Annotated in this window: 13 protein-coding genes and 2 tRNA genes; 6 read left to right on the forward strand and 9 right to left on the reverse strand. The window is 62.7% G+C overall.

The features are described 5' to 3' along the window. Nucleotides 1-74: 74 nt before the first annotated feature. Complete coding sequence (locus KI612_RS11680; protein ID WP_226440257.1) at nt 75-353, reverse strand: hypothetical protein; 279 nt, start codon at nt 351-353, stop codon at nt 75-77. Nucleotides 354-498: 145 nt separating this feature from the next. Here KI612_RS11680 and KI612_RS11685 point away from each other — a divergent pair, with 145 nt between their 5' ends. Next, complete coding sequence (locus KI612_RS11685) at nt 499-1,332, forward strand: class I SAM-dependent methyltransferase (RefSeq protein ID WP_226440258.1); 834 nt, start codon at nt 499-501, stop codon at nt 1,330-1,332. A gap of 7 nt (nt 1,333-1,339) precedes the next feature. Then, entirely contained in the window at nt 1,340-3,229 is a 1,890-nt protein-coding gene (locus tag KI612_RS11690) for a peptidase U32 family protein (RefSeq protein ID WP_226440259.1), read from the forward strand. Between the two features lie 4 nt (nt 3,230-3,233). Here KI612_RS11690 and KI612_RS11695 read toward each other — a convergent pair whose 3' ends face one another. Next, the gene (locus tag KI612_RS11695; protein ID WP_226440260.1) at nt 3,234-3,944 is read right to left on the reverse strand and encodes a class I SAM-dependent methyltransferase; all 711 of its coding nucleotides are present in this window, start codon (nt 3,942-3,944) and stop codon (nt 3,234-3,236) included. Between the two features lie 147 nt (nt 3,945-4,091). Here KI612_RS11695 and KI612_RS11700 point away from each other — a divergent pair, with 147 nt between their 5' ends. Beyond that, nucleotides 4,092-4,817 (forward strand): TFIIB-type zinc ribbon-containing protein, encoded by a 726-nt coding sequence (locus KI612_RS11700; RefSeq protein WP_226440261.1) that lies wholly within the window; start codon nt 4,092-4,094, stop codon nt 4,815-4,817. Nucleotides 4,818-4,829: 12 nt separating this feature from the next. On the opposite strand, the gene KI612_RS11705 is transcribed toward KI612_RS11700, so the two are convergent. Together KI612_RS11705 and KI612_RS11710 are read right to left on the reverse strand one after the other, a co-directional pair. Then, a complete protein-coding gene (locus KI612_RS11705) occupies nt 4,830-5,984 on the reverse strand; it encodes an iron-containing alcohol dehydrogenase (RefSeq protein WP_226440262.1) in 1,155 nt (384 codons plus the stop codon). Between the two features lie 96 nt (nt 5,985-6,080). After that, entirely contained in the window at nt 6,081-6,632 is a 552-nt protein-coding gene (locus KI612_RS11710; protein ID WP_226440263.1) for a YaeQ family protein, read from the reverse strand. Between the two features lie 160 nt (nt 6,633-6,792). Here KI612_RS11710 and KI612_RS11715 point away from each other — a divergent pair, with 160 nt between their 5' ends. The 3 genes from KI612_RS11715 to KI612_RS11725 all read left to right on the forward strand — a co-directional run bounded on the left by KI612_RS11715 (nt 6,793) and on the right by KI612_RS11725 (nt 8,543). Continuing rightward, nucleotides 6,793-7,236: a rhodanese-like domain-containing protein gene (locus KI612_RS11715; protein ID WP_226440264.1), complete on the forward strand. Its 444-nt coding sequence runs from the start codon at nt 6,793-6,795 to the stop codon at nt 7,234-7,236. Continuing rightward, nucleotides 7,230-7,457 (forward strand): hypothetical protein, encoded by a 228-nt coding sequence (locus KI612_RS11720; RefSeq protein ID WP_226440265.1) that lies wholly within the window; start codon nt 7,230-7,232, stop codon nt 7,455-7,457. The genes KI612_RS11715 and KI612_RS11720 overlap by 7 nt, the downstream gene beginning before the upstream one ends. A 66-nt stretch (nt 7,458-7,523) precedes the next feature. After that, entirely contained in the window at nt 7,524-8,543 is a 1,020-nt protein-coding gene (locus KI612_RS11725) for a class I SAM-dependent rRNA methyltransferase (protein ID WP_226440266.1), read from the forward strand. Here KI612_RS11725 and KI612_RS11730 read toward each other — a convergent pair. The 5 genes from KI612_RS11730 to ylqF form a co-directional block, all read right to left on the reverse strand. After that, on the reverse strand, nt 8,540-9,397 hold the full coding sequence (locus KI612_RS11730) for an HDOD domain-containing protein (protein WP_226440267.1): 858 nt from the start codon (nt 9,395-9,397) through the stop codon (nt 8,540-8,542). The genes KI612_RS11725 and KI612_RS11730 overlap by 4 nt on opposite strands. A gap of 153 nt (nt 9,398-9,550) precedes the next feature. Continuing rightward, a complete protein-coding gene (locus tag KI612_RS11735; protein ID WP_226440268.1) occupies nt 9,551-9,769 on the reverse strand; it encodes a YdcH family protein in 219 nt (72 codons plus the stop codon). 163 nt (nt 9,770-9,932) lie between these two features. Beyond that, nucleotides 9,933-10,007 (reverse strand) — tRNA-Thr (locus tag KI612_RS11740). 44 nt (nt 10,008-10,051) lie between these two features. Continuing rightward, a tRNA-Asn gene (locus KI612_RS11745) sits at nt 10,052-10,127 on the reverse strand. Nucleotides 10,128-10,232: 105 nt separating this feature from the next. After that, nucleotides 10,233-11,132, reverse strand: a complete 900-nt coding sequence (gene ylqF / locus KI612_RS11750) for a ribosome biogenesis GTPase YlqF (RefSeq protein WP_226440269.1) — start codon at nt 11,130-11,132, stop codon at nt 10,233-10,235. Nucleotides 11,133-11,162 lie beyond the last annotated feature (30 nt).

An 11,162-nucleotide genomic window follows, 5' to 3' on the forward strand; every position in this document is an offset into this window, starting at 1 on the left:
GCAAAACGGGCGCCGTATGGCGCCCGTTCTTCTTTTTGCCCCCCGCCATGGCGGAAGGCCAAAACTTGTGGGGATTAGTGCTTCAGATTGGCGGAGAACACAGCCTTGGTATTTTCGGAAAACTGGAATTCGTTGAAAGCGCGATCAATGGCGGCTTCGTTGCGGCCTTCGGAACGGTCTTCGAAGTTGATGCCGATGACCTTGCCGTTGGCAGCCAGGGTCTGGAAGGCGAAACGCCAACGTTGTGCTTCAGCCAGCCGCTCACGCAGTTCGGCTTCGTTGGAAATGGTAATACCGGCGTTTTTCAGGGAATCAAGAAACTGTTCGAAAGATTCGTTGCTCAAACTACCCATTTGTATCTCCGTGTTTAGATGCGGTGTTGGATCACCATGAGCCGAATAACGACCCGGTATTGATTCGGTTGACACAAAAGTAATAGAAATTTCAAAACATTTTTTCGCCGCGGCAAAGCGTCCTCAAATGCGATAATCGCGCCCTATGAAAAAGCCGAACATCCCCGCCGAAATCCCGGAAATCCGCCCCGGTCAGTCCATCGAACTGCTCAAGGAACTGCACATCCTGACCCGCGACGGCAAGCTGAACCAGGACACGCGGCGCAAGCTGAAGCAGGTCTATCACCTCTATCAATTCATCGAACCGCTGCTCGCCGATGCCGCGAGCCTGGCCGACCACGGCGCCGGCAAGTCCTACCTCGGCTTCATCCTCTACGACCTGTATTTCAAGGCGCGCCAGGCGGACGAACAGCACGGCCACATCTACGGCATCGAAACGCGCAAGGAACTCGTCGAAAAATCGCGCGCACTGGCCGAACGCCTCGGTTTCAAGGGCATGAGCTTTCTCGACGTCACGGTCGAGGAATCGACCCACTCCACCGCCCTGCCCGCCCAGATCGACGTCGTCACCGCGCTGCACGCCTGCAACACCGCAACCGATGACGCGATCCGCTTTGCACTGACCAAGAACGCCCGCCACATCGTGCTGGTGCCCTGCTGCCAGGCCGAAGTCGCTGCGACGATGCGCGCCAAGAAGAACGAATCGCTGGGCAAGACGCCGCTTTCCGAACTGTGGCGCCACCCGATCCACACGCGCGAACTCGGCAGCCACCTGACCAACGTGCTGCGCTGCCTGCTGCTCGAGGCGCACGGCTACGACGTCACGGTCACTGAACTGGTCGGCTGGGAGCATTCGATGAAGAACGAGCTGATCATCGCCAGCAAGCGCGGCGCGCCAAGAAAGAATGCCCGCGAACGCGCCGAGGCCATCCTGCGCGAGTTCAATATCGAGGAACTTGCGCCGCGTTTTGTTTACTAAGCAGCCCATGACCCGCACCCAACACCCGCTCGAACTCCTCGCCCCGGCCAAGAATGCCGATTTCGGCATTGAAGCCATCCGGCACGGCGCCGATGCCGTCTATATCGGCGGCCCGGCCTTCGGCGCGCGCTACGGCGCCGGCAATACCATCGAAGACATCGCCCGCCTGTGCGAATTCGCGCACCGCTTCCGCGCCAAGGTCTTCGTTGCGCTGAACACCATCCTGCGCGACGACGAACTCGAAGAAGCCCGCCAACTGGCCTGGAAAATCTACGAGGCCGGCGCCGACGCGCTGATCATCCAGGACATGGGCCTGCTCGAAGTCGAGCTGCCGCCGATCCAGTTGCACGCCAGCACGCAAACCGACAATCGCAATCCGGCCAAGGTCAGATTCCTCGAAGATGCCGGCTTCTCGCAGGTCGTGCTGGCGCGCGAGATGACGATCAAGGAAGTCGAGAAAGTCGCGGCCGAAACGACGCTCGCGCTCGAATATTTCGTGCATGGCGCGCTCTGCGTCGCCTACTCCGGCCAGTGTTTCATCAGCCATGCCCACACCGGGCGCAGCGCCAATCGCGGCGAATGCTCGCAGGCCTGCCGCCTGCCCTACACGCTGATCGACGACAAGGGCAAGACGATCACCGAGAACCAGCATCTGCTGTCGATGAAGGACAACAACCAGACGCAGAACATGCTGGAACTGGCCCGCGCCGGCGTCTCGTCCTTCAAGATCGAAGGCCGGCTGAAGGACCTGTCCTACGTCAAGAACATCACGGCGCATTACCGCCAGCTGCTCGACGAAATCATCGCCGAAAACCCCGAATTCACCCGCGCTTCAAGCGGCACCAGCACTTTCACCTTCGCGCCGCAGCCCGAGAAAACCTTCAACCGCGGCTACACCGATTATTTCGCCAACGAGCGCCAGGACGACATCGGCGCCTTCGATTCGCCGGCTTTCGTCGGCGAGCTGATCGGCGAAGTCGTCGAGATCGGCGACGGCTGGTTTACGGTCAACGCCGAAAAACCTTTCAATAACGGCGACGGCATCTGCTTCTACGACGCGCATGGCGACGTGGTCGGCGTGCGCATCAACCGGGCCGAAGGCACCAGGCTCTTCCCGGTCGAAATCCCTGCGGAACTGACCGAAGGCACGACGCTGTTCCGCAACCGCGACCAGGAATTCGAGCGCGCCCTGGAAAAGGACTCGGCCGAACGCCGCGTCGCCGTCCAGCCCATGTTCGCCGAGACGGAAAATGGCTTTTCCCTGACGTTGACCGATGAGGACGGCGTTTCCGTAGCGGTCGACCTTGTCCACGGCAAGGAAATCGCCCAGAACGCCGAGCGCGCGACCAATACGCTGAAAGACAGCCTGGCCAAATTCGGTAACACGATGTTCACGGCGCAGCCGGTCGAACTCAAACTGAGCCAGCCGTGGTTCCTGCCGGTCGGTGCGCTCAATGCGCTGCGCCGCGAAGCCACCGAAAAGCTCGAAGCCGAACGCCTCGCCACGCATCCGCGTCCGCCGCGTGCCGCGCCGGCTGCCAACCCGGTGCCCTACCCGCAGGACGAACTGACCTATCTCGGCAATGTCTTCAACGCCAAGGCCCGTCACTTCTACGAGAAGCACGGCGTCAGCCTGATCGCCGACGCCTACGAGGCCAACCAGGAAAAGGGCATGGTCTCGCTGATGATCACGCGCCACTGCCTGCGCTACAGCTTCAACCTCTGTCCGAAGGAAGTGAAGCACCTCAAGCCGGACCCGATGACCCTGGTCAATGGCAGTGAAAAGCTGATCCTCAAGTTCGACTGCAAGGCCTGCGAGATGCACGTCATCGGCAAGATGAAAAAGGGCGTCACGCTCAATCTCGGCACGGTGCGCCCGACCGCAGCCTGCGGCTGAGGCTTCAGGCCGGCTTGCGCAGCAGGTCGACGCGCTGCGGGTTGTGGAAAGTGTAACCGTCGGGCCCGGCGAAGGACTCGAACTTTGCCTGCACCTGCCGGTAGAGTTCGGGCGACAGGCGGTGGTCGCTGTGCGTGACCTGGATCATCCGGGTGTCGAACTGCGCGAAGTTGTCGAAAGCGCTGCGCGTGTTGAAGAACAGCTGCTTTTCGAGCTTCAGGCTGCCCGATTCGACCGCCTGGCAGACCGCGGCAAAGGCCGCCTCGCGCACCAGCTCCTCGTCGTGGAACAGGCGGAACACCTCGTTCAGGTTGCCGGCGAAGACCGGTTCGGAAATCCAGGCCAGCCCACCCGGCTTGAGGACGCGGGCGATTTCGGCGAGTGCCTGATCCATCACCCCGACCGGTACATGGTGCAGGGACTTGAACATCAGCACGATGTCGATACTCGCATCCGCTGCCGGAATCGCCTCGGCACCAGCGTGCGCGAAACGCACCGTCGGCAGGTCGGCAATTTCCAGGTTGCGCGCGTGCTGGATGGTATCGACTTCGAGCGCCAGGATCTGCGCCGGCCGGCCGCTCGCAGCAAGCTGGCGGGTCTTGTCGGCACGGCCGCAGCCGAGTTCCAGGACATGCGCCGCGTCGAGCGGCAATTCGGCGAACAGCAACTGCATTTCGTTGCACAGCGTGGTCTGGGTCGGGTCAGCGATCTGCATGGCACTTCCGGTGAAATTGGCAAAAGCGAATATTAACGGATGATGATGTTGCAAAAACCCTCCAGCAACAGGCCGACCCACCATTTTCATACGAAACGGCAGGCCGGCAAGCTATAGTTGCAGGCGTCATCCAAACATCCTGTCGCCATGAAATCGACTTCCTGCCCATCCTGCCGGCAGCCCATGCTGCAAAAGACCTTCGAGCGCCAGTTGCACGGCACAGTCGAACTTGATCTCTGCTTTTCCTGCCAGGGCATCTGGTTTGACGATTATGAAAGCGCCCAGCTGACGCCGGGCGGGATACTCGAACTGTTCCGGCTGATTCAGGACCATGACGACGAGCAGCGCCAGCCGCTGCGCGATAGGCTGGTTTGCCCGCGCTGCGGCGACAAGCTGCTGCACGGCCTGGATGTCGCCAGGCACGGCGGCCAGTTCAACTATCATCGTTGCCTGCAAAAGCACGGCCGCTTCACGACCTTTGCCCAGTTCATGATCGAAAAGGGCTTCGTCCGCCAGTTGACCGTCGCGGAAATCGACGAACTGGCGAGCAAGGTCGGCATCGTGCGCTGCAACGGCTGCGGCGCGCCAATCGATATCCGCAAGGACCACGCCTGCAGCCATTGCCGCGCCCCGATCACTATCCTCGATCCGCAGGCAGTCGAGCAGGCACTGGCGCGTTACCAGCAGGCCGAGGTCAAGCGCAGCGCGCCGCCCGATTACGAGTTGCTCGGTGACGCCATCGTCATGCGCGAACGGGAACGCAGCCGGCAATTGCGCGAAAAGCAGAAAAACGGCGACAACTTCGACGGCACCGAGATTGTCGATCTGGTCAGCGCCGGCGTCGAACTCGTTTCCAACCTTTTCCGCCGCTGAGCGGCATGCCGCCTAACCACAGGCGGCCGCGATGATCCGCGTGGTTTTCTCGTCATCCAGCCCGGCATGGCCGCCGAGCGCCGCATTGCCATGCTCGCGCACGGCCTGCATGACGCGCGTTGCCGCATCCGGATCAGCGACACCCGCTTCCGAGAGGTGCAGGGGCATGTTCAGGCTGCGGTAGAAGGCTTCAAGCGCGGCGATGGTCTGCTCGGCCGTCGGCGCCGGCAAGCGGAAGACTTCGCGGCCCATCTGCTCCAATTTGGCGCGCTTGGCCTCGATCAGTTCGCGCAGCAGCCAGGGCTGGATGATGCTCAGCGTGCGGCCGTGATCGATGCCGTAGAGCGCGGTCAGTTCGACGGCCAAACGATGCGTCGCCCAGTCGGTGGGCACACCGGCGCCGATCACGCCGCACAGCGCCTGGTTGGCGGCCCACATCAGGTTCTGTCGCCAGTCAGTGGTGTGGCGCTGATCGAAACTGTCAGCCAGCGTCTTCAGCGCGCGCAGCACGGCCTCGGCGTAACCGTCCTGGACCAGCGCGCCGACCGGATAAGTCAGATACTGTTCGCAGACATGCACAAAGGCATCGACGACGCCGTTCTCCAGTTGCCGGTCCGGCAGGCTGGCCATCACGTCGGGATTGAGAATGGCGAAACGCGGCCGGGCCGGCGGCACGAAAAACACCTTCTTTTGCAGCGTTGACCGGCGGGTGACGACGGCGCCAGCATTCGATTCCGAACCGGTCGCCGGCAAGGTCAGCACGATGCCGACCGGCAGGGCTTCCTGTGGCACGAACTTGCCGCTGACGATGTCCCAGCCATCGCCGTCGTAAAGCGCCGCGCAGGCGATGAACTTGGCGCCGTCGGCGACCGAACCGCCACCGACGCCGAGAATGAACGTGATTTTCTCCCGCCGCGCGAGGTCGACCGCCAGGCTCAGCGTTTCCAGGGTCGGATTCGGCTCGACACCGGCAAATTCGATAACCTGACGCCCGGCCAGCGCCGCGCAGACCTCGGCATGAATGCCGTTTTTCTTGATCGAGCCGCCGCCGTAGAGCAGCAGCACCCGGGCATCACGCGGAATCAGGTCAGCGAGCCTGGCAAAGCTGTTGGGGCCGAAATGGATCTGGGTCGGGTTGTGGTAGCTGAAATCGAAGGACGGGTTCATCGCGCAGGCCTCAGGATGGAGCGAACGCAGATTCTGCCCTGCCGCAGCCGTTTTGGGGAAACGGCGCCAACAAAAAGCCGCTGGCCGCGGCCCCGCTCAGCGCTCGACCGGCGCCTGCCAGATCAGCGGCGTGAGTTCGACCTGCTTGCTGTCGGTGCCGATCCAGATCGTGCCGTCCTGGATGGTGCATTGCAGGCGCATGTTGCGTTCGGCGAGTGCCGCCAGCGCCGCCGACTCTTCCGGCGCCAAGGCAAGCACCGTCAGGTTCTTCAACCCGGCCAGCTTGTCGGCCGACTGCTGCCACCAGATTTCCGCCTGGCGCCCGCCGTAGGCAAGCACCACCACTTGCCGCGCGCGGCCGCAGGCACGCCGGATATTGCGCTCGTCGGGCAGGCCGACGTCGATCCAGCGCTCGATGCAGCCGGTCAGGTCGGTATCGGTCAGCGCCGCCTCGTCCTCGTTCGAGAGGCCGCGCCCGAAGGCCAGCGTTTCCGAGGCGTAGAGCGCAAAGGCAAGCAGGCGGACCATCATGCGCTGGTCGTTTTCCGACGGGTGGCGCGCCAAAGTCAGCGGGTATTCGCCGAATTGCGAGCGATCAAGATCGGCCAGTTGCAGTTCTGCCTTGAAGATAGTCGATTTGAGCGCCATGCCGGTCCCCGGAAAAAGCGCGGATTATCCCACGCAGGGCGCGAACCGGCCGAGCGGAATGCGGTCTGAACAGCCAGACGGGACTGCTCACCCAAGGCAAAAATGGGCGGGCGGCACCGGGAAAACCTATAATCAGCGTTTCCTTATTTTCGGATCTGCCATGCGCCGCCTGCTTCTTGCCTGCACCCTCGCCTTTTCTTCCCTGCTCGCCCACGCCGAGGTCGTCGATATCGACAATGCGGAATTGCAGCGTCTGCTCAAGGCCGGCACGCCGGTCATCGACATCCGCACCCAGCCGGAATGGGAGGAAACCGGCATCGTCGCCGGCAGCAAGCTGCTCACCTTCTTCGACGAACGCGGCCGCGCCGACCCGGCCGCCTGGCTGAGCAAGGCGCAGCAGGTCGCCAAACCGAACGAGCCGCTCATCGTTATCTGCCGTAGCGGCAACCGGACCAAGGCGGTCAGCCAGTTCCTGTCGCAACAGGCCGGCTATGCCCGCGTCTATAACGTCAAGAGCGGCATCAAGGGCTGGCTGGGCAACGGCGGCGCCGTCGTCCCGGCAACGCAGAGCATTGCGGCCTGCCGCAGCGCGAAAAATTGCTGAGCCACGCCGTCGACCGCAAACGCTGCGCCAGTTGCGAACACTGGGGCGGCCCGCGCCAGCCCGGCGACACGCCGGCCAGCGTGCTGATCGACGATGAAACCAGCACCGGGCCGTGCAATGACGGCGGCTGGGCCGGTTCCGAGCGGCGCGCCCGCTCGGCTTGCGGCCACTGGCGGTTGTGGCCGCTTCTTAATCCCCCGGTAGACGAGCCCGTCCGGTAAAATGCAGCGCCTCGGCTTTCCGGCGGCAATTTGCGCGCAGATCGCTGCAATCTGACCGGAAACCCCATGCCCACGACGCAACTCACCGCCCTGCTGCAAGCCGCCTTCGACGCGCGCCAGCCGCTCCTCGAACGTTTGCACGGCGAAGACACCAATGCCTACCGGCTGTTCAACGGCAGCGGCGAAAATCACCCCGGTTTGACGGTCGACCGCTACGGCGACCTGCTTTTGCTGCAAAGCTTCCACACGCCGCTCGACGGCCATGACCGGGTTGCCATCGAACAGTTCTACGCCGGCGTCCTGCCCGGCCTGACCGCGATCTACAACGACCGCAGCGGCGCCAACTCGCGCATCGTCAACCCGCTGCCGCTCGAAGTCCTGGCCGAAGCACAACAGCCGCGCGAGTTCCATGAAATGGGCGTGCGCTACCTGGTACAGGGCCGTCATGCCGGCCAGGATCCGTGGCTCTTCCTCGACATGCGCGCCGGCCGCCGCCGCGTCATGCAGGAAATCGCCAGCAAAACGCTGCTCAACCTCTTCGCCTACACCTGCGGCGTCGGTGTCGCCGCCGCCAAGGCCGGCGCGGCGCACGTCGTCAATGTCGATTTCGCCGAATCCAGTCTGAAAGTCGGCAAGGACAACGCCCGCCTCAACGACCTGCCGATCCGCCTGCGCTTCGTGCATAGCGACGCCTTTGCGGCGATGCGCCAGCTCTCCGGCATCGGCCAGCCGAAGAAGGTGCGCGGCAAACCGATGCCGCCCTTCCCGACGCTGGAAAAGCACAGCTTCGACGTCGTCTTCCTCGATCCGCCGCGCTATGCCAAGAGCCCGTTCGGCGTCGTCGACATCGTCAACGACTACGCCGCGCTGATGAAGCCGGCGCTGCTGTGCACGGCCGAAGGCGGCACGCTGATCTGCTGCAACAACGCGGCGCAGATTTCGCGCGAAGTCTGGGCCGATCAGCTGCAGCGCTGCGCCACCAAGGCCGGCCGGACCGTGCGCGAACTGGAGTGGATCACGCCGGAAGAGGATTTCCCCAGCCACGACGGTCAGCCGCCGCTGAAGATTGCGCTGCTGCGCGTCTAATCCGCCGGCAACGCGGCAATCGCCGCCAGCAACGCGTCGCGCAGCTCGTCCGGCAAGGGCAGCGGCGCGGCAAGTTCAGCCAACTCGGCGCCCGGCACCACGCCTGACACTTCCTGCAGGATCGCCAGCAAGGCCGGCACTTCTGGCTCGATGCTGATGCGCTTGGCGGCATCGGCCGCCAGACGCGCGATATTGGCGCGCGGCGTATCGGTCCCCTTGATCAGCGCAATGACCAGCCCGGGCAAGCCCCAGGCCTGGGCCAGCGCCATGGTCAGCTGGCGGAAGGTGAATTCGATTTCCGACGGGCGCAGTGCCAGCGCCCAGTAGCGCTCGTTCCATTCGCGGACGCCGACTTCCTTGTCGGTCATTTCCGGCGCGAAATGCCAGAGCAGCAATTCGCCGATCTCGACCAGCAAGGCCGCCATCGCCACCTCGTCGGACGAGATGTCGGCGCGCCGGTCGGCCCAGGCACGGGCGATCGAGGCAGCCAGCAGCGAACGCTGTTCGCAGATGCCGCAGCCGGGCAAGACATCGACCGGCTGCGGGCTGTTGATCACGATATCGTGCAATTCATCGAAACCGACCTGCAGGATGGCCGCCAGCGGCGTCGTCGTATCGTGGCCAAGCTGGCGCGAACGACTGTCTTCGGCCTTGCGCAGGATTTTCAGGGCGAGATAGGGGTCGGCATAGACAATGTCGGCCATATCGCGTGCCGACAGGCGCTCGCGTTCTTCGTCAGGTCCTTCGCGCAGTGCCGTGAGTACGGCACGGGTCGTTGCCAGGACAGGAATCTCCTTGTCCTTGAGATACTCGACCCACTGGCTGATCCCCCACTGCCACTGATGCGCCTGCATGTTTTCCTCACCCCGATGACACATCCGGAATATGTGCCGCAGTCAGCAATGTAATGCGCCGCCGGACGCCTGCCAAGGGGCGCCGGCAGAATGAGCGGCAAAGAAAAAGCCACCTCGCGAGGTGGCTTCCTGTTTTTGCCGACGGCCTGCAGATCAGGCGGCGCTGGCTTTGCGCAGCGTGTTGTAGAGCTCGTCCTTGAGTACGAGCTTTTCTTTCTTGAGGGCCTCGATGGCTTCATGGGTGGCCGGTTCGATGCCGGATTCCATGTTCTTGATCTTCTGATCCAGTTCGTTGTGCTTGTCGAAAACGTTCAGGAAATGACGATCCGTCGTCTTCAGTTGGGTAATGAGTTCACGGTATTCAGGAAACATGCTACTTCTCCACGGCTGGTTACTATTTGGCTTGTGTTCAGGTATCGATGATACGACCAAAATCGGGAAAAATCCCCGGTTGACCGTGCAAAAGCCTTGCCTGCGCGGCAAAGACGCGACACTACCGGGTCATGCTGGAGATTTTTGCGGGATTCGGGATTAATGGTGCCCATGGGCAGGATCGAACTGCCGACCTCTCCCTTACCAAGGGAGTGCTCTACCACTGAGCCACATGGGCAACAAGACTGCTAGCCGAGTGGTAATGGCATGAAGCAGAATTTTTGGCTCCCCGACCTGGGCTCGAACCAGGGACCTACGGATTAACAGTCCGGCGCTCTACCAACTGAGCTATCGAGGAACTACTCGGTTGCCGGTGATCACCACCGACAGGGCGCGAATTATATACAAAACTTCTGAAACGACCTAGCACTCTTCGTTTCGAAGTTTATTTTTTGCAAAAAAATCATTCTTCGTCGGCTGGCTGCGCTGGCTGTTCGAGCAGCTGCTTGGCCCGCTCGGCACGCAGGGACGGGGTTTCCAGGCTGATCCGGCCGAGCGCGCAGCTGCGGTAATCGGTCAACAGCAAACCGGAGGCCTTTTCCAGATCCAGCTCGCCGCCCCGCCCTTTCATCAGGCAACCGCGCCGTTTGGCGACGGCTTCGATGACGCCGACCGCATCCATGCCCTCGGTGGCAAAGCCGTAACGCGCCGTGAGCAGCGCCGGATAATGTTCGAGCAGGAAGCCGGCGAGGAAGGTCGCGACCTCGATGTCGATGTAGGCATTGACGCCGACCGCGTGACTGGCGGCCAGCATCTGGCCGTCGATCGGATGCGCGATCTTCGGCCACAGCATGCCCGGCGTATCGTAAATGGTCAGGCGCGAGCTGATGTCGATGCGCTGCTGGCTCTTGGTCACCGCCGGCTGGTCGCCAACCGCTGCGACCTTTTTCTTGACCAGCGCGTTCATCAGCGTCGACTTGCCGACGTTGGGCACGCCCATGATCATCAGGCGCAGCGGCTTGACGGCATCGTTGCGGTGCGGCGCCAGCTTCTGGGCCAGACCGGGAATGCGCGCCACGTCGCTCGCCTTCTTGCAGGAAATGGCGACCGCCTTGACCCCCGGCTGCTTTTCAAAATAAGCGAGCCAGGCCTTGGTCACTTCCGGGTCGGCCATGTCGGCCTTGTTGAGCAGCTTGAGACAGGGCCGCTGGCGGAAGGCGCGCAGCTCGTGAATCATCGGATTGCTCGAAGCCTCCGGCAGGCGGGCGTCGAGCACCTCGACCACGACGTCGGCCATGGCCAGCGTCTCGCCGGCCTTCTTGCGGGCCGAGGTCATGTGCCCCGGGAACCATTGGATGGACATTATCTTTTCCTTTTACTACCGTAAGGCGCC

The sequence above is a fragment of the Quatrionicoccus australiensis genome, from assembly GCF_020510525.1.
Taxonomy (GTDB): domain Bacteria; phylum Pseudomonadota; class Gammaproteobacteria; order Burkholderiales; family Rhodocyclaceae; genus Azonexus; species Azonexus australiensis_B.

What these genes read in the sequence shown, in the direction of transcription:
- KI612_RS11690 (WP_226440259.1), top strand. Translation starts at nt 1,340, where the DNA reads ATGACCCGCACCCAACACCCGCTCGAACTCCTCGCCCCGGCCAAGAAT.
- KI612_RS11685 (WP_226440258.1), top strand. Translation starts at nt 499, where the DNA reads ATGAAAAAGCCGAACATCCCCGCCGAAATCCCGGAAATCCGCCCCGGT.
- KI612_RS11730 (WP_226440267.1), bottom strand. Translation starts at nt 9,397, where the DNA reads ATGCAGGCGCATCAGTGGCAGTGGGGGATCAGCCAGTGGGTCGAGTAT.
- KI612_RS11695 (WP_226440260.1), bottom strand. Translation starts at nt 3,944, where the DNA reads ATGCAGATCGCTGACCCGACCCAGACCACGCTGTGCAACGAAATGCAG.
- KI612_RS11700 (WP_226440261.1), top strand. Translation starts at nt 4,092, where the DNA reads ATGAAATCGACTTCCTGCCCATCCTGCCGGCAGCCCATGCTGCAAAAG.
- KI612_RS11725 (WP_226440266.1), top strand. Translation starts at nt 7,524, where the DNA reads ATGCCCACGACGCAACTCACCGCCCTGCTGCAAGCCGCCTTCGACGCG.
- KI612_RS11710 (WP_226440263.1), bottom strand. Translation starts at nt 6,632, where the DNA reads ATGGCGCTCAAATCGACTATCTTCAAGGCAGAACTGCAACTGGCCGAT.
- KI612_RS11680 (WP_226440257.1), bottom strand. Translation starts at nt 353, where the DNA reads ATGGGTAGTTTGAGCAACGAATCTTTCGAACAGTTTCTTGATTCCCTG.
- KI612_RS11715 (WP_226440264.1), top strand. Translation starts at nt 6,793, where the DNA reads ATGCGCCGCCTGCTTCTTGCCTGCACCCTCGCCTTTTCTTCCCTGCTC.
- KI612_RS11705 (WP_226440262.1), bottom strand. Translation starts at nt 5,984, where the DNA reads ATGAACCCGTCCTTCGATTTCAGCTACCACAACCCGACCCAGATCCAT.
- KI612_RS11735 (WP_226440268.1), bottom strand. Translation starts at nt 9,769, where the DNA reads ATGTTTCCTGAATACCGTGAACTCATTACCCAACTGAAGACGACGGAT.
- ylqF (WP_226440269.1), bottom strand. Translation starts at nt 11,132, where the DNA reads ATGTCCATCCAATGGTTCCCGGGGCACATGACCTCGGCCCGCAAGAAG.